13 protein-coding genes and 2 pseudogenes are annotated in these 18,087 nt (G+C 45.6%); 10 read left to right on the forward strand and 5 right to left on the reverse strand.

The features are described from left to right. Nucleotides 1-201 precede the first annotated feature (201 nt). A pseudogene (locus FGT79_RS30040) lies at nucleotides 202-1,338 on the forward strand (IS256 family transposase). 359 nt (nucleotides 1,339-1,697) lie between these two features. Here the strand turns inward: FGT79_RS30040 and FGT79_RS30045 are convergent. Next, on the reverse strand, nucleotides 1,698-3,080 hold the full coding sequence (locus FGT79_RS30045) for an MFS transporter (protein ID WP_138756508.1): 1,383 nt from the start codon (nucleotides 3,078-3,080) through the stop codon (nucleotides 1,698-1,700). A 220-nt stretch (nucleotides 3,081-3,300) separates the two neighbouring features. Between FGT79_RS30045 and FGT79_RS30050 the strand changes: the two genes are divergently transcribed. The 3 genes from FGT79_RS30050 (at nucleotide 3,301) to FGT79_RS30060 (ending at nucleotide 5,510) form a co-directional block, all read left to right on the forward strand. Then, nucleotides 3,301-4,218 carry an AraC family transcriptional regulator gene (locus FGT79_RS30050; RefSeq protein WP_138756500.1) on the forward strand — a complete coding sequence of 306 codons (918 nt, stop codon included), beginning with the start codon at nucleotides 3,301-3,303 and terminating at the stop codon, nucleotides 4,216-4,218. Nucleotides 4,219-4,527: 309 nt separating this feature from the next. Then, entirely contained in the window at nucleotides 4,528-4,752 is a 225-nt protein-coding gene (locus tag FGT79_RS32150; RefSeq protein ID WP_246096698.1) for an Imm8 family immunity protein, read from the forward strand. A gap of 293 nt (nucleotides 4,753-5,045) precedes the next feature. After that, nucleotides 5,046-5,510, forward strand: a complete 465-nt coding sequence (locus tag FGT79_RS30060; protein WP_138756501.1) for a DinB family protein — start codon at nucleotides 5,046-5,048, stop codon at nucleotides 5,508-5,510. A gap of 350 nt (nucleotides 5,511-5,860) precedes the next feature. Here the strand turns inward: FGT79_RS30060 and FGT79_RS30065 are convergent, their stop codons facing one another. Together FGT79_RS30065 and FGT79_RS30070 are read right to left on the reverse strand one after the other, a co-directional pair. Beyond that, nucleotides 5,861-7,312, reverse strand: a complete 1,452-nt coding sequence (locus FGT79_RS30065) for a SpoVR family protein (protein ID WP_138756502.1) — start codon at nucleotides 7,310-7,312, stop codon at nucleotides 5,861-5,863. Nucleotides 7,313-7,341: 29 nt separating this feature from the next. After that, a pseudogene (locus FGT79_RS30070) lies at nucleotides 7,342-7,527 on the reverse strand (SpoVR family protein); the annotation flags it as partial. A gap of 227 nt (nucleotides 7,528-7,754) precedes the next feature. On the opposite strand from FGT79_RS30070, the gene FGT79_RS30075 reads away from it, so the two are divergent. Beyond that, nucleotides 7,755-8,489, forward strand: coding sequence for a YceI family protein (locus FGT79_RS30075; RefSeq protein WP_171056527.1), 735 nt, complete (start codon nucleotides 7,755-7,757; stop codon nucleotides 8,487-8,489). Nucleotides 8,490-8,547: 58 nt separating this feature from the next. Here FGT79_RS30075 and FGT79_RS30080 read toward each other — a convergent pair whose 3' ends face one another. Further along, nucleotides 8,548-9,450 carry a sensor domain-containing diguanylate cyclase gene (locus FGT79_RS30080; RefSeq protein WP_171056528.1) on the reverse strand — a complete coding sequence of 301 codons (903 nt, stop codon included), beginning with the start codon at nucleotides 9,448-9,450 and terminating at the stop codon, nucleotides 8,548-8,550. A 320-nt stretch (nucleotides 9,451-9,770) separates the two neighbouring features. On the opposite strand from FGT79_RS30080, the gene arfA reads away from it, so the two are divergent. From arfA to FGT79_RS30105, 5 genes are all read left to right on the forward strand, one after another. Then, nucleotides 9,771-11,282, forward strand: a complete 1,512-nt coding sequence (gene arfA, locus FGT79_RS30085; protein ID WP_171056529.1) for an arabinosylfuranosidase ArfA — start codon at nucleotides 9,771-9,773, stop codon at nucleotides 11,280-11,282. Between the two features lie 84 nt (nucleotides 11,283-11,366). Beyond that, nucleotides 11,367-12,287: an ArsR/SmtB family transcription factor gene (locus tag FGT79_RS30090; protein WP_138756505.1), complete on the forward strand. Its 921-nt coding sequence runs from the start codon at nucleotides 11,367-11,369 to the stop codon at nucleotides 12,285-12,287. A gap of 159 nt (nucleotides 12,288-12,446) precedes the next feature. Next, on the forward strand, nucleotides 12,447-14,177 hold the full coding sequence (locus tag FGT79_RS30095; RefSeq protein ID WP_138756506.1) for an ABC transporter ATP-binding protein: 1,731 nt from the start codon (nucleotides 12,447-12,449) through the stop codon (nucleotides 14,175-14,177). Beyond that, complete coding sequence (locus tag FGT79_RS30100) at nucleotides 14,170-16,032, forward strand: ABC transporter ATP-binding protein (RefSeq protein WP_246096699.1); 1,863 nt, start codon at nucleotides 14,170-14,172, stop codon at nucleotides 16,030-16,032. The genes FGT79_RS30095 and FGT79_RS30100 overlap by 8 nt, the downstream gene beginning before the upstream one ends. A 96-nt stretch (nucleotides 16,033-16,128) precedes the next feature. Next, nucleotides 16,129-16,692 carry a YkvA family protein gene (locus FGT79_RS30105; protein WP_246096700.1) on the forward strand — a complete coding sequence of 188 codons (564 nt, stop codon included), beginning with the start codon at nucleotides 16,129-16,131 and terminating at the stop codon, nucleotides 16,690-16,692. Between the two features lie 82 nt (nucleotides 16,693-16,774). On the opposite strand, the gene glsA is transcribed toward FGT79_RS30105, so the two are convergent. Further along, entirely contained in the window at nucleotides 16,775-17,716 is a 942-nt protein-coding gene (glsA, locus tag FGT79_RS30110) for a glutaminase A (protein ID WP_138756507.1), read from the reverse strand. Nucleotides 17,717-18,087 lie beyond the last annotated feature (371 nt).

Genomic DNA, 18,087 nt, shown 5'->3' on the forward strand with positions numbered 1-18,087 from the left:
CATTTTGTCCAAGAGGACAAGTGATTTTGTACATCCTTAAACAAGCAAAAGTGTACATGTTTATGTTGACATTTACAAAGAGGGTTTTGTCCTAAAAAATCTGTCTAATGCAGTCGGTCGATTGCTATGAGTCTGTAAAATGAATTGTGTAAACTCCAAAACCTACTAAAATGGAAGTAACCGAAAGGTTGGGGAGAACACATGGGACTGTGGGTCAAAGAGCAACTACGTTCGTTTATCAAAGAGAATAAATGGATGACGGCTCAGGATACATAAAACCCTTGAAGGACCTCTTTGCAGAGACGATCCAGGAGATGCTGGAGGCTTAGATGGATACCGCATCTTGGCTATCAGAAGCACGAGGTGAGACCCAAAGGCAAGGGGAAGAGCCGTAAGACGGTAATGAGTGAGTACGGTGAGCAGGAAATTTCGGTTCCACGCGACCGTTAAGGCGAGTTCGAACCGCTCGTTATCATGAAACACCAATCCAACATAACGGGTGTTGAAGACCAAATTATAGCGCTTTACGCAAAGGGTGTAAGTACACGAGATATTCAGGATTATTTGGCCAACCTTTATGGCATCGACGTCTCTCCAACGCTCATTCATTTCCAACGTGACCAACAAGATTGTACCGCTCATAAAAGAATGGCAGAACAGACCGCTGCGAGGCGTATATGCGGTTGTCTTTCTCGATGCCATCCACTTTAAGGTGAAGCAAGATGACGCCATTGTGAACAAAGAGCGTACATGGTCATTGGGATTGATCTGGATGGAAACAAGGACGTGCTTGGCATGTAGATCGGCGAGAACGAGTTAGCGAAGTTATGGCTCAGCGTGTTCAATGAGCTGAAGAACAGTGGTGCACAAGACATCCTCATCACGTGTGTGGCCAACCTGACCTGCTTCTCGCAAGCCATTACCGCGTGCTATCCGCTGACCGAAATACAGAAGTGCATCATCCATCAAATTCGTCATTCAACGCGCTACGTCTCGTACAAAGACTTGAAGAAAGTGATGGCTGATCTAAAGCCGATCTACAAGGCGACTACAGAAGACGCTGCACGCGCAGAGCTTGATCGATTCGAGGAAATCTGGGGTACGAAGTATCCGCTCACCGTCCGTTCCTGGCGCATCATCGAGAGCTACCACTGCCAACTCCGAAAAGTCACGAAGGGTAAAAGCATCTTCCCTTCGAATGAAGCTCTGCTCAAAATGCTCTACCTCGCGACCATGGACGTCGTCCGCAAATGGACCGGTCGTGTTCAGAACTGGGGACAAATGCTGCTTCAACTCTCCGTTTTCTTCCCGGATCGGGTTGGTAAGTACCTACGTTAAAAGAAAAATTCCCCTCGGGGGAATCCTTATAAATGAGTTTACACAAAATTATTGACAGACCCAGAAGTAATCTAAATATCTTGCAGTAGTTTGATGTCATTGAACTATCGAGAAACTATAGCTCAATAATAACAGGCTGCCGGCTTATTAGGCAGCCTGTTGAACTAAGGGCAGCATTCTTCAATTGCGTTACTCTTTGTACTATACATATTTTCTACGTATATATCGACATCGACTTGATCTCAGGACAAGTGTAAGCAAATAATCAAAATTTTAAATATCAATGAATCCATCCCGGTTCGGCGAAACTATTTGAACTCATCTATCATCTGGCAGAAGAATAAATGAATAATGAAGCTTCAGGATGCGTTCCGCGTTTCAGCAACGACGGTGCGCTGCGCCCTGTCCGCCGGCAGGAGTAAGATCAAAACCGCTAGGAGGGATGCCGTTAGGAAAACAGCCGAACCCACGAGCGAGACGGAGATCGCATGGGCAAAAGACGTAACCGAAGGAACAGCCTGCCGGTTTGTCGCCTCAAAGACGGAGATCAGAACTGCGAGCCCGAGCGACGCGCCTGTCTGATGAGCAACGTTGACGAGCCCCGACGCCGCTCCTGCATCCTTGGCCTCCACGTCGGACAACCCCAGCGTCGTGAAGGGCTGGAAGATCATCCCAGCACCGCACCCCATGACGATCAAAGGGAAAAACAAATGTGGGAAAAAGCTCGAATCAGCCGAAAGGAGGCTCAGCCAGCATGTTCCGATTATCGCGATTACCATTCCGGCAATCAGTACTTTAACGTTCCCGAATCGGCCTATAAGCGAAGGCATGGTATACATCATCCCGAACTGAACGGCCGTGAACGGCATGATTGCGAGACCGGCCTCCAAAGAATTGAAATGAAGGACGTTCTGCAGAAATTGCGGAACGAAGAAAAAGATCGGATAATTTCCGCACAAGAGCAACAGCCTTCCTAAGTATGCCCCGGATCGCGTTCGGCTCGCGAACAGACGAAGAGGCGTAATCGGCTCTTTCGCTCGTGCTTCGATCCAGACGAAAGCCACAAGCGAGACACCTCCGAGAGCAAGCGAGACCCATACTTCCGGCGCTTTCCATCCGACAGACGCGGCTTGAACGAAGCCAAATGCCAGCGCCGTCATTCCAATTACCGACGTCATGGCTCCCATGATATCCAAATTGCCTGCTTTCATCTCTGTCTCCCGCATATATCGGGGCACCATAAGGAGCAGAGCAACACCGATAGGCAGGTTGAGGAACATCCCAGCGCGCCAAGAGATCACATCCGTCAACAATCCGCCGATGATTAGACCGACGCTGCCGCCGGCTCCCGATACGGCGCTGTAAACAGCGATCGCCTTCGACCTTTCCCGGATTCCCGTGAAGCTGACGGACAACAAGGCGAGCGCAGACGGCGTGGCCATCGCTGCCGCCAATCCTTGCAAAGCGCGAGCCGCGAGCAGGAGCGAAGAGGAAGGAGCCAAGCCAGCTAGCATTGAGGCCAACGAAAACAAGGCGATCCCCGTGCTGAATGTTTTTCTCTTTCCTAGGATATCCCCCGCTCGAGCGCCTAACAATAGGAAACCTCCGAATGTCAAAATATATGCGTTCTGCACCCAAGTCAGAGCAGCCGTCGACAGCTGGAGTGTGCGGCCGATTTCGGGTAACGCGGTAACCAAGACGGAAGCGTCGAGCACCATCATCAGCTGACAGGCGACGATCATCGCTAAAATAATTCGTTTCGAATGTTCATTCAAGAGGATAACCTCCCTTTCATGTAATAACGATTATTATGACGCGAATCTGCATTGGGAAGTATCTCGTTTCTGCTAAAAAATTGCTCAATACTGCAAAGTGAAATTCTTATTGTTGGATAAACAGATTGGCGCAGTTAGAGGAAGGCTGTATAATGGGAGAGAAAAAAAGGAATGGAGGGAAGTTCCCATGCAGACGAAATTGGATCAAATATTGAATATGGTTGATTTCCTTAATCTTGCAGAGGGTCGTACGGAGACGCCCGTACCCTTTTTTTCTCTGGTCCGGCGCAACCGACCGACGGCGATCATACCCGGAGTTCTCACCCCATCCTTTTGCCTGATTCTACAAGGGGTCAAGAAGCTTCATCTCGGTCAAGACACGATCTATTATGGCGGGGGCGACTATTTGGTTTCGTTGATTGATATACCGGCCTCTGGTCAAGTCGTCGGCGCTACGCGGCAATCGCCATATATCGGCTTGCGAATCGATGTGACTGCGGAAGAAATTGCTTCTGTCATGACGGATACAGGTATCAGCGTAAAGCCGTTCGACCGAATGCTGGGGCCTGGAGCCTACATAGGCAAATCTGATGAGCACTTGCAGCTCTTATTCATCCGGCTGTTGGAGCTGCGAGGCAAGTCCGAGGCGGAAATCCGCTTTCTGTCTTCGCTGATCAAGCGCGAGATGATATTCCGCTTGCTTACTGGAGATTATGGGCACTTGTTTGTCCAACGTGTCTTCATGGACCAGCAAAATGAGGGGATCAGTAGAGCCATTGAATGGATAAAGAAAAATTACAATAGAACCTTTACAATCGAAGAGGTGGCCAGGTCGTCTAAAATGAGCGTCTCAGGACTTCATCACAAGTTTAAAGCTGTCACGACGATGGCTCCCCTGCAATATCAGAAGCAGCTCCGCCTCCAGGAAGCAAGACGCCTCATGCTGAACGGCTTCGCGAACGCGACGGCCGCCGCGCTGGAAGTCGGATACGAGAGCCCGGCTCAATTCAGCCGGGAATACCGCCGACTCTTCGGGCTCCCTCCGCTTCAAGATATAAAAGCATTTCACAGAAAACCAGTACCGGAAGCGTTCGAGACCAGCTAAAAACCTTCAATTCCGCATGTGGAATTGAAGGCTTGCCTGTCCAAAAAGACGGGTGTGAATAAGAAGCTTAATTAGTCTTGCGGCACGAATTCACCTACTTTATGGCGAGTTCGATTTTCAGGCGAATACCTCAAGAAATTCCGATTTCCGACAAAGTTAAACTTTAACCGCTCCACAAACGGGAAACGTTAGTAAAAAAGCCGATCTAATCTATAGAAGTAACAGGGGGTCAGTTTATGATAAAGCCCGTACTAAAATTTCTTGTTATTGTAGAAATAAAAGATAGTTCCAAAGGATTCCTTGCTCGCGGTGCTGCTTATTGGAGAAGAGGAAGTTGAGGGGGTCGAATATTTCTATTTCCGTGTTAGGACTACGGACAGACTCCTTTCCATGCTTGATGAAGAGCTAATAATTGATGGCCGAGCGACATTTATAGTGCATACATTTGATCGAGCTCGAATTGAAGAACGAATAAATACAATCTTACGAGACTCGATTCGTCCAACATGGGGGGGAAGTAGCTCTAGCCATTAACCGCCATTTGACTTGGGAATACGATAACATTAAGTATGAAACCATTGAAGATGCATTGGAAAGAATAAGCAAGGGTGATTAAGCTATCGGGAACGATAGTTCAATACCATGAGGGCTGCCAATGGGCGGCCCTTCGTTACGCTAACTGGCAGTTTAGCGCAACGGAATGTTGTTTGAATGAAGTGTGCTTTATCGTAGAAACGGGCGATTATCCTCCACGGTAGGATATGTTAAAATATGGTCATGATTATGCGGTGTAGCAACCATAATATTTTCAAAGGGGAGAATGAGGTATGGTTAATTATCTTTTTAAACAATTACGATTTGTTCGAGGTAATACAATAAAACTGGTTGACGGGATTAGCGAGGAAGAGACACGCACTGTACCAAGAGGTTTTAACAACAATATTCTGTGGAATCTGGGGCACATTCTTCTTGTTCATGAGAAGTTTTCTTTTGCGTTAACGAATGAGAAGATGGATTTGCCTAAGCATATTGCAGAATTGTTTGCTCCTGGGACTAAGCCGGAAAGCTGGGGAACGCAAGTACCTAGCTTGGATGAAATTGCTGTTTTACTATCTAAGCAAATCGATCGGATTAAGCAAATCTTGGAGCACAGGCTAGAAGACAATCTCGAGAAACCATATGTTACTTCGGCTGGTCTTGAACTATTGACCGTTAAGGAGTGTCTTAGTTTTTGTTTGTATCACGAAGGCATACATTTTGCAACGATTAAAGCCATTAAACAGCAAATGTAGGATCATGAAACTCCGATCAATATAATAAGTTTCGCCAGAGCACGTCAAAATCGCTCAACCATGGAACAAAGGACATTCAACTAACGGGAAACGTTTGTTCGACGAACTATGAAGCAATCCAATATTTCCAGCACGCAAGGGTATTTTAGTCTTTAAGAAAAAGGTTTTTGTATTGAGAATGTACTGAGAAAAAAATCTGTATATAAAGGGGGATGATCCCCGTCGACTCCCTGGCAAAAATTAATGTAAGGAAAAATTTTTGAAAGTTAATTTATTATTTTACAAAGGCTTAAATGCAACCTAAAAATCGGATCCCAGGATCCGATTTTTGGTTTTCGAAAAGATGAAGTTTAAACAAACTTCCGGCTCGTCTTCTTCCCATCACAGCTAAACACGATTTTTTTATCTTCTACGAATGTTTCAAGATGCACGTTTTTCCCCCAAAGCTGAACGACATGGGGCAGCGTGCGCTCCACGTATTTCAGATCGAGCTCCATGCCCTCGTATTCATGAATGAGATACAGTTCACCTACACGATTAAAGTCGCCATCTTTAACCATTAGACTAGGAAAACCTCCGTTAACCTTAGAGTAGACAAGTTGATCACGAATATTTTCCCACGACTTATCGGTTATTTTCCATTCCGGTCCTTTTTTCTCGAAAATGTACAAATCTAAATCGTTTACTAAGTCCTTGGTCAAGTAGTTGCGTAGGAAGGAGATGTCAGAGTCGAGCTCGCGAACCTCGAACATCTTTTCTCTTCCCTTACCAGGAACACGTCCGAATCGTCGCTGCTCCTCCGCAGTCGGGTTATCGAAGCGTCGCTCGATATCCTCAAATATCTTTAAGCCCAAATAATAGGGATTTAGGCTATGACGAGAAGGCTGAACGACGGAAGAGTTAAGTTTAGCAAACTCAATCGTTTCTTCACTAGTCAGATCTAACTCCCGTATAATGCGCTGATGCCAATAGGAGGCCCAGCCTTCGTTCATAATCTTAGTCTCTATCTGTGGCCAGAAATAAAGCATTTCATCGCGCAGCATAGAGAGAATATCACGCTGCCAATCTTGAAGTGTTGGTGAGTACTCCTCTATAAACCAGATTACGTCTTTTTCTGGTCTGGGAGGAAAACGTTTAGCATCTGCAGCTTGAGATTGCGCAGCTGCTTCAGCAGCAGCTGTCCTGTCTGGATCTAGATTCCATAAATCATCATACTGAGATGAAGGGATGTTCCATTCTGATCGCTGACTGTCCTTTTGCACCATTTCAATATAACGTTTCTTATCTAACTGGTAAGGTTTTATAAGTGTCGGATCGACATGTTCTTGTATAGCTAGAATCGCATCAATAAATTTCTCAACAGCCTCTGTTCCATGGTCCATTTCATATTGATGAATACGATCTGCAGTTGCGGACATACTTTCGACCATATTTCGATTCGTTACTCCAAAGCGTGCATTATTCTTAAAGAAGTCACAGTGAGCTAGAACGTGAGCAACGATGAGTTTATTCTGAATCAAAGAATTACCATCTAGAAGAAAGGCGTAACAAGGGTTAGAATTAATGACGAGTTCATAAATTTTGCTTAATCCAAAATCGTACTGTAACTTCATTTTATTGAAGCTTTTTCCAAAACTCCAATGACTAAACCGCGTAGGCATTCCATAAGCACCAAATGTATAAATGATTTCTGCTGGGCAGATCTCATAACGCATTTGGTAAAAATCCAACCCAAACCCTTGCGCGATTTCAGTTATTTCATCGATAGCTCGCTCTAGTAAACGGATATCATCCGGACTCATCTGATTACCCCCAAGTTTTCATATTAATGATGTTTTGTCTTTCCAAAACTCCAATGACTAAAACGAGTAGGCATCCCATAAGCGCTAAACGTATAAATAATGTCAGCGGGACAAATCTTATATCGCATTTGATAGAAGTCCAGCCCAAATCCTTGTGCGATTTCAGTTATTTCATCGATGGATCGCTTAAGCGCGCGAATCTCATCCTGTTTCATCTGTCATCCCTCCGCATTCGGCAATACGATTCATACCATATGTATGAAGAATAGGCCAAGGTTATGACGACGGCAAGATGAATCGTAGAGGCGATTTATTTTTCATTTTCATTTAAGCTTTGTTTCAGATTGTTCTCAGAATATTACATTACAATCTGTAGTGTGGTAGAGAAAACGAGACGATGGACAGGCAGCACCACACATATAAAATAGTAGGAGGAAAAGAGATGAAAAATAAAAAGATAGCCATACTGGCTGCAGCAATCATTATCGTAGTAGGTGGTGCCCTGTATTATATTTATGACCATTCAACAGGAAATCATGTGGAAATTGAGAGTGTTATTAATGAAGCGCCTGCTGCCAATAACAGCGGGGTTGTTGAGGGAACCACAGGCAATAATGCACAATCTGACACTGAATTGACTGAAGCATCTGGAGAGGCTGCGAATGTTGATGGGATGTGGACGATCGGCGCTGATTCGAAGGTGTACTTCTCTGTAACAACTTCAAGAGAAACTGTCAATTATGAGCTAAGTAAGGTAACGGGCACATGGGATCTGAATTCAGCGGATGCCGCTCAGACGAGCGCTGTTGCGACGGTTGATGTGACAAGTATGGATTCAGGAAACTCGCAGCGAGACAGTCATATTGCCGGATCGGAATATTTAGATACCACACAATTTCCTAATGCGGAGTTTAAGGCGGTAACCTTCGAAGGCCTTCCTGCTGAATGGACTTCGGGCGAGGTTTATGATGTGAAAATCAAAGGTGAGCTAACGGTCAAAGGGATTTCGAAAGAAGTAGAGTTTGCTGGTAAAACTTCATACGATGGAAGCTCTTTGAAGCTGGAAGCAAATACAGTTGTTACATTCGATGACTTCGGCATGAAGAGCCCGCACACAATCGTCATGGAGACGGAAAATAATCTTACGATTGAGCTGAGGCTGGCACTTAGCAAATAAATAAAAAAACCTTTGAAGCGATAAAGAGGAGCGTAGTCGTTCCTGCCCAATCTCGCTTTCAAAGGTTTTTTTCGTGTTGTTTGATTCCATACATCGCTTGATCCGCATCGCTGATCATATTTTTGAGATTTTGTCCCGTCCCAGGTGATGAACTTATGCCGATGCTGGCCGATATGCGAATATTACGGCCATTTATCGAGAAGGGATCGTTAATGGAATCTTTGATTTTGCCAGCAACAATTTCAATGTCCTGGTTGTCGACTAAGTGCTCGAAGCAGATGACGAACTCATCTCCCCCGTAACGGACAAGAATGTCTGACTTGCGAACGCTATGCTTTAGCCTGGCAGCTATTTGAAGCAGTAGTATATCGCCAAAGTCATGACCGTAGGAGTCATTTACTTCTTTGAAATCGTCAATATCAATGAACATGACGCTAAACAGCTTGTCTGACTGTTTATCGTACAAATGTGATAAATATCGTCGATTATAGAGGCCTGTTAGACTATCGGTAACGCTTGCATTCTCGAGCGCCAAGATGTAACCGAAGAAAGAAGCCAATGATTCCAGAAAAGCGGACTGCTTCTCATCCAATTGGATGGGATCAGCATGCAGAGCGCAGATGGTTCCAATCACCTGCTTGTCATCGGAACTAATGGGAACTCCGATGAAGGAGAGGGCTCCGAGTTGTTGAGTAGACGTTAATAGGGCTGTCCGATGATCGTCGAGGATGTTTGGAATGTATAGGAAGGATTCTCTGTGCGTGATGACGAGATTGCTATAGCTTAGCAACAACTGGGGACTGCCCTGAATAGGTGGTTCATGACGATTAAATGCTCGAATGATTCTGCTTCTTTGTCCATCAATTGTTGTGATGAACAATGTGTCTACGCATAGAAAATGCTTCAAGGTATCAATGATATGATCGGCTGCATCTTCCAGTGAGCGTATAGAACTGCTCATGTTCTCAACTCCTACCATAGTGTTGAAACAAAGGACTTGCCTTATGGTTCTATAGTAGTCTAAAACATGCTCTAACTCAAGGAATAATTGATAATTATTAGGATAATGGAACTACTTTAATAGTCTGGACTAAACTTTGGAACTAAATTTGGAAACATTTTAGAAGAATTGACCTTCTTGTTAATGTATTTATTAATTCAAGTCCGACAAAATTAATGCTTGAATTAATCGTAAAGCTGTAGTTAAATAATAGTCAGAAGTGCTGATGAGTGGTTGACTAGCTAATTAATGATACTATTAATTTCATGAGGTGGATGATCATGGCAGATAAGGCAACGATGATTGTAGACAAGGATTTTCAAATCGGAGAAGTAGACAAACGAATATATGGTTCATTTATTGAACATCTAGGTCGTGCTGTGTATGGTGGTATTTATGAGGCAGATCACCCGCAAGCAGATGAGCAGGGCTTCAGATCGGATGTATTGGAGCTTGTGAAAGCTCTTGATGTGCCCATCGTTCGTTATCCTGGGGGTAATTTTGTATCCGGTTACAATTGGGAGGATGGCGTAGGTCCAGTGGATCAACGGCCTAAGAGACTCGAGCTTGCATGGAGAACGATTGAGCCGAACTGGATTGGTTTCAATGAGTTTATGGATTGGTGCAAAAAAGCAAACACAGAAGCGATGATGGCCGTTAACTTAGGTACAAGAGGAATTGATGAAGCTCGAAATCTCATTGAATATTCGAATCACAAATCAGGTTCTTACTGGAGCGATCTTCGGATCCAGCACGGTTATAAAGATCCGCATAATGTGAAAACCTGGTGCTTGGGCAACGAAATGGACGGGCCATGGCAAATTGGACACAAAACTTCCGTAGAGTACGGTCGTCTTGCGAATGAAACGGGAAAAGCGATGCGCTGGGTAGATCCAACAATTGAGCTTGTAGCAAGCGGAAGCTCCTATATTGGTATGCCGACTTTCCCAGAATGGGAAGCGACTGTATTAGACCTCGCATATGAGACGGTGGATTATGTTTCAATCCATCAGTACTACGGTAACCTACAGAACGATACGCAAAATTTTCTAGCTCAGTCAATGAGCATGGATTCATACATTAATACCGTTATCTCGACCTGTGATTACGTGCAAGCGAAGAAACGTGGCAAGAAGAAAATTCATTTATCATTCGATGAATGGAACGTATGGTTTCACTCCAACGCACAGGACAAAGAGCTTGAACCTTGGCAAATTGCTCCGCCGCAGCTTGAGGATGTCTATACGCATGAGGACGCGCTCGTCGTGGGATGTATGCTCATTAGCATGCTCAAGCGTGCAGATCGTGTAAAAATGGCATGTATCGCCCAGCTCGTTAACGTTATTGCACCAATTATGACGCAAAATGGTGGCCCAGCCTGGAAGCAAACGATTTATTATCCATACATGCATGCAAGCATCTTTGGGCGCGGGACGGTTCTCGTTCCACTCGTGAAATCGCCTAAGCATGATACGAAGGATTTCACAGACGTGCCGTATCTAGAGACGGTTGCCATTCATAACGAAGAGAAAGAAGAAGTAACTATTTTTGCAGTAAACCGCAATATTAACGAAGCACTGCCTTTTGAAATCGACCTTCGCAGCTTCGGCGCATTTACCATTATTGAGCATATCGTGCTTGAACATGAGGATCTCAAAACAACGAATACTGTTGAAGCGCCTAACCGCGTTACACCGCATACTTCAGGCAATGCTGCTCTGGCTGATGGCGGGAAAATCCAATCAACGCTCGGCAAAGCATCGTGGAATGTTATTCGTATTAAGCTGACTTAATGATCAAGGGGTGTCCGGAAGCCGCAATAGCAGCTTTTGGGATGCCCCTCTCTTGTTATACAATAGAGGGAGGAGGAGAGAACAATGATACAAGCGAGTACAGATGAAGAATGGCTGCCATTATATGAAGCGCTGGCCAGCTCAGTAAGGCTGTCTATTATTAAGCTGCTTGCGAGCAACTCGATGAATGTGAAAGAGCTTGCCGAAGCCATTGGTCTCAGCAGCGCTATCGTAACGATGCATATCAGAAAGCTGGAGAAAGCAGGAATTGTTCATACCAAAATGGTGAGAAAGCAAGGCGGCACACACAAAATTTGCACACTCGCTGAACGCTCCATTACCATCGATCTTCCGAGTCCAGCTCTAGACGTAAAGAAAGTGCATGATGTAAGTGTACCTGTCGGCCATTTCACAGAATTTGAGGTTTTTCCAACCTGTGGCATTGCAACGGCTGAGAAGATGATTGGGCAGTTTGACGATCCGCGTTTCTTCTTGGAGCCCGAGCGGATGAATGCAGGGATATTATGGTTTGGCAAAGGCTATGTTGAATATAAAGTACCGAATTACTTGGTTGCGGGTCAGCGTCCTGTAGCACTTGAAATCACTTTGGAGCTTGGCTCAGAAGCACCAGGTGTTAATGAGAATTGGCCCTCGGATATCGATTTCTCGCTTAATGGCTTGGATATCGGCATGTGGACAAGCCCAGGCGACTACGGTGATGTCAGGGGACGTTTCTCGCCGGCATGGTGGGGAGATCGTGTCAATCAATATGGTTTGTTGAAGGTTATTCGTATTCAGGAGAATGGCACGCTGATAGACGGGCAGCATATGTCCACGGTGAGTATTGGTGAAATCGGATTGGAGCGCAATTTCTGGACATTCCGAATTGCAGTGAAGGAAGACGCTGTCCATGTCGGCGGTCTGACCTTGTATGGGAAAGGCTTCGGGAACTATAATCATGATATTATGTTTCGAGTGTTTTATGAGGATGTACGCGGTGTTTAAGCTGGCCTTGCCTGCTTTGTAACCGCGTATTCTCTTTTTTATATGTCCAATGTAAAGCATACCCTCAACGGTTTATTTGTTGGGGTATGCCATTTTTATTTTTGAGAAGATATAATGAGGTATAAGGTAGTTAAGCCATTATTACTCGGAGGATCGAAGATGCTGACCATGTTTGCTTATCTCAAGAAATACCGTATTACGGTGTATGTGGCTTTGCTGCTTATGTTGACTGAGCTGATGGTAGAACTGCTGCAGCCGTATATTATTGCCAGAATTATTGATGACGGCATCGGCAGCAATAACCTAGCGGTTGTGCTGAAGTGGGGCGGTTTTCTAGTTGGCTGTTCCCTATTGGCATTTGCAGCAGGCATCCTTAGTTCATTCTACGCTTCTCATGTTAGTCAGAGCTTTGGTTATGACTTGCGAGAGCGTCTATATGAAAAAGTGCAATCGTTCTCATTTGCTAATTTTAACCGTTTTCCTGAATCATCGTTGATTACAAGGCTGACTAATGACGTTACACAGCTGCAAAATACCGTTTTTATGGGCTTGCGAATCATGCTTCGTGCACCGCTGCTCGTTATTGGCAGTATTGTGATGGCATTTATTGTCCAGCCCAAGCTTGCGATCTGGCTTGCTGCAGTCATCCCTTTTTTGGGCATATTTTTAATTTGGGTGCTCAAAAGTGGCGAGAAGCTGTTTCGTTCCGTACAGCAGCAGCTTGATACGGTAAATGGCGTCATGCAGCAAAATTTAATCGGGATGAGGATCGTCCGTGTATTTGTACGAATGAAGCATGAGACCGCAAGGTTCGCACAATCAAGCGGGCTGTTAATGGACAATACGGTTGCGGCGCTTCGCCTGACCGAGGTTACGATGCCTATCGTATTGCTATTCATGAACGCAAGCGTAATGGCTGTATTATGGTTCGGCAGATTCGAGCTGGATACTAACGGAGCATCAGTAGGTGAGGTTATTGCTATTGTGAATTATGCAACAAGAACGACTGCGGCATTGTCTATCATGTCGATGATCGTAGTCAACTTCTCTAGAGCAAGGGCATCAGCCCAGCGGATGGAAGAGGTTATGCTGACCGATATCGATCTAAAGGACACGCAGGAGAGTGACGAGAATCTAAAGCTGGTTGCTGGCCGCGTTTCCTTCGAGAATGTGTCGTTTCAATATCCGGATGCTGATCAGTATGTGCTGCGGGATATATCTTTTGAGGCTGAACCTGGCGATACTATTGCCATTATGGGTGCTACGGGTTCAGGTAAAACCTCTCTCGTTCAACTTATTCCGCGATTGTACGATGTACAGTCTGGGAGGATCAGCTTGGATGGCAATGATAATCGTATGATGAAGCTGGATCAGCTTCGCAAGCATATCGGATATGTACCTCAGGAGATTATGTTGTTTACGGGCTCAGTTGAAGAAAATATACGGTGGGGCAAGGAGAATGCAACCCGCGCCGAGATTATAGAAGCTGCGAAGCTCGCTCAAATTCATGATACGATTATGAAACTTCCGGAGCAATACGATACGATTGTGGGCCAGAAGGGCGTCAATTTGTCGGGGGGACAGAAGCAGCGGTTGACGATTGCTAGGGCTTTGGTAAGGAAACCGGTTGTATTACTGCTTGATGATAGTACGAGTGCACTGGATGTGAAGACCGAAGCAGCTCTTCTGCAAGCGCTCAAGCATATAAAGTGTACGACCTTTCTTATTACACAAAAGATCAGCTCAACCGTACTAGCAGACGCTATATTGTTGCTGGATGAAGGTCAGTTGCTTGCGCAAGGCAAGCATGAGCAACTCATACATCAATCAAGTTTATATCAAAAGATTTATGAATCGCAGTTCGGGAAAGAGGGTGTGTCCCGTGCTTAAAGCTCTAAAAGAACCGTTTCAATATACACGAGGATTAGATGAGAGTTCAGCGGGGGCGGCTGCATCGAAGGGCAACACAGGCAAGGCTAAGCGCAAGCCGCGGGCGAGAAATATGTCCGGCACTTTGAAGCAAATGTGGGGTTACTTGATTGCGTACAAAGGTCGGTTGGCCGCAGTTGTTGTCATGGTTATACTCAGCTCCGCGTTGTCCTTGCTGGGTCCATACATGGCTGGAACTGCTATAGACCACTATTTAATTTCACGTGACAGCGGTTTTGTTCTATTCCTTGTGGGCATGGGTGTCGTCTATGTGCTTCACTCTGTTACCATGTGGCTGCAGAGTATCTGGATGATAGGCATTTCGCAGAAAACAGTTTTACGAATGCGAGTTCAGCTGTTCGAGCATTTGCATCGCTTGCCGATCCCCTATTTCAGCAAGCGCCAGCACGGTGAACTGATGAGCCGAGTCACGAATGATATTGAGAATGTAAGCTCGTCCTTGAACAGCTCCGTCATTCAAGTGTTCTCAAGCATACTTCTATTAATCGGGACAGTTACCGTTATGCTGTCACTCAGTCCGTTATTGACATTGCTAACCTTCCTTGTCGTGCCGCTTATGCTGCTCGGCATGAAGTGGATAACGAAGCAAACGGGGCGACTCTTTAAAGCGCAGCAGCGGAATCTTGGCGATCTAAACGGATATATAGAAGAGACGCTGTCAGGCCAGCGCATTGTTAAGGCTTTCTCGCAGGAGCATACGGTCATCGCTGCATTCAAGGAACGCAACGAGCGTATTCGTGTTTCCGGGTTCTGGGCGCAGACGATTTCCGGATTTATTCCGAAGCTAATGAATGCGCTCAACAATCTAAGCTTTGCTGTTATTGCCGGTGTAGGTGCGATTTTCGTGCTGAATGATCAGATTACGGTCGGTACGATCATTATTTTTGCTGAATACTCCAGACAGTTTACAAGGCCGCTCAATGACCTCGCTAACCAATGGAATACGCTGCTCTCTGCTGTAGCGGGAGCTGAGCGTGTGTTCGATGTGCTGGGTGAGGATGAGGAGCGGGTTGACGAAGGGGCTGCAATAGAGTTGACGGAGGTAAAAGGAAGTGTAGTGTTCAACGATGTAACGTTTGCGTATGAAGGCCGAGCTTCAACGATCAGCGATGTCAGCTTTGAGCTTAGGCCAGGAGATACTGTTGCACTTGTTGGTCCAACAGGAGCGGGCAAGACGACGCTAATCCAGCTATTATGCCGATTCTACGACCCAAGTGTGGGCAATATCCTCATTGATGGGATCGATACCCGCATGATCAAGCGTGAGAACCTTCGCTCGCATATGGCATTTGTACTGCAGGACTCCTTCTTGTTCGAAGGGACGATTCTTGAGAATATTCGCTATGGCAAGCTGGACGCAACAGATGCGGAGGTTGAGCAGGCTGCGAAGCTAGCTAACGCCCATTCTTTTATAACACGGCTCAAATTAGGCTACCATTCCATGCTTAAACCGGACGGCAGCGGGATTAGCCAAGGACAGAAGCAACTGCTTGCTATCGCGAGAGCAATTCTGGCGAATCCTTCTATTCTGGTGCTTGATGAGGCGACGAGCAGCATTGATACCGTAACAGAAATCAAAATTCAAGAAGCGCTTCAGCGGCTTATGCAGGGACGAACCAGCTTTGTAATCGCACACCGTTTGAACACGATCCAGCAAGCCGACCAAATTGTCGTTCTGCAGGATGGTGCTATTATCGAGAAGGGCTCCCACGCAGAGCTGATCGCCCAGCATGGCTTCTATAGCTCGATGGTAGGCAGCCAATTGAAGGACGGAATGCTGAATGAGTCAAGTTAGCGCTGCCGTGGTTAATAAGTATTATTCATTCATATCGATATGCAACTATATGATACGCTAGTGAGTATTAGTAGGTATAACATGGAGGTGGGATGCATGACTATTGCTCAGTGCGCGAAGTGTGGACATAACAACGAAGTGGAGTCAAACAGCCTGCTCGCTGCGGAATGCTCCGTTTGCGGTACTAAACTGGTAGAAGATACTGTTCCCTTTGAGGTTATGGAGGATGAGCTAACGGCATCCGTGACCTTGGATAAAGACAAGCCGCTTGAGGAAGTCGATATCAACAAATGGATTGGCAAAATTGGCGATCAGGACAAGCAAACGAAGTATGTGGAAGAAGGCTTCTGGGCTAAAGTAAAGCGGCATGCGGCTAAGGTGCCTTTTGCCAAGGAGGTCGTGACGCTATATTATTGCTCCGCCGATCCGAACACCCCGCTAACAGCGAAAGCAACGGCAATCGGAGCGCTAGCTTATTGGATTCTGCCGATTGATCTTATACCTGACTTCATTCCGGTAGCAGGCTTCGTTGATGATGCAACGGCTGTGTTCCTCGCATACAAAGCGCTAAGCGGCCAAATTACCGATGAGCACCGCGACAAGGCAGAACAGTTTTTTATACTGAACAAAAATGTGAAGCTTATTAATCAGCAGCCTTGATTATAGCTCATCAAGAAGGATGATCCGGCGAATTTATTCGCTAGGGTATCATCCTTCTTTTTTTGATGCTAACGAAATGGCACTAGAATAAGCTCCAATCGAATTGCTGTGACATCGTTTGTAGAAGATTAACGCCTGCTATACTGTTGCCTTTACGATTCAGAGAAGGTCCGATCAACCCAATGCCATACCTGCCAGGCACCATTGTCAAAATTCCTCCGGCTACACCGCTCTTGGCGGGCAGTCCGACTTGGATAGCAAATTCTCCAGAAGCGTTGTACATACCGCAGGTAGTCATGAATGTTTTGGCTATCTGAACGTAGCGGCGGGGAATAAGCTTGTCGCCAGTCAGTGGATTTGTTCCGTTGTGTGCTAGTACCAAAGCCATTTGAGCGAGATCCGCACAGGTCACACTGATGGAGCAATGACGGAAGTAAACATCAAGTACGTCTTCAACCTGTCCTTGCAATACTCCGTTGTCTTTCAGAAAATAAGCCATGGAGCGGTTTAAGTTAGCGGTTGCGGATTCAGAGCGATATACGTCAAGATCGCAGCTGAGAGAGCTGTTATTAGAAAGAAGCTGTATGAACCGGAGCACTCGCTGAGATTTCTCGTTGGCGTCTTTTCCAGCAATTAAAGAAGAAATGGCAATCGCTCCAGCATTAATGAGCGGATTAAATGGAATACCTGGTTGAACGAGCTCCAGCTTAAGCATGGAGTTGAAGTTGTCACCTGTTGGCTCCATGCCCACTTTATCGAACACAACCTCTTCGCCATTGTCCATCAGCGCTAGAATTAGCGTGAAAACTTTCGAGATGCTTTGCATGGTGAATGCGAGCTCTGAATCGCCTGCGGAGATTGAATGCCCGTTAGAATCGATAAGATGAATACCTAATGCTTCGATAGGAGCTTTAGACAGTTCTGGTATATAAGAGGCTGTTTTTCCATGAATGCATTGTTTCTTGCTGGATTCCACCCAAGCAGGCAAGAGGGTGGAGATTTGTTCGATATCTGTTCGCGGCATCCTATGGCCTCCTTACATTAGTGTAGGTTTGATTAATGGAATGTGATGCTATTATCTTATAACAATTGTAATGTTAGTAGGAAGGATTTCTCATGAGCTGACAGAACGGGGCGGGCTAGGGGATGGGTGGAAGGTAAGTAGGAAGGAAATAAGCAGTTAAAAGTGCCATTACTAAGAGTTTAAAACTTTTTTTGAATAAATGCTTGACCAAATGTACAAGTACATGATATATTCTAATTCCGGCCGAGAGAAACACGCGGACGACAAGCAAAACAAGCGATACAAACGAAATAGAAGCTTGCTCTTTGAAAACTGAACAACGAGTAATAACTGCCTCGCAAATCCTTCGGGATAAGCGAAAAAGCGATAAA

The sequence above is a fragment of the Paenibacillus sinopodophylli genome (assembly GCF_005930355.1).
GTDB lineage: Bacteria > Bacillota > Bacilli > Paenibacillales > Paenibacillaceae > Pristimantibacillus > Pristimantibacillus sinopodophylli.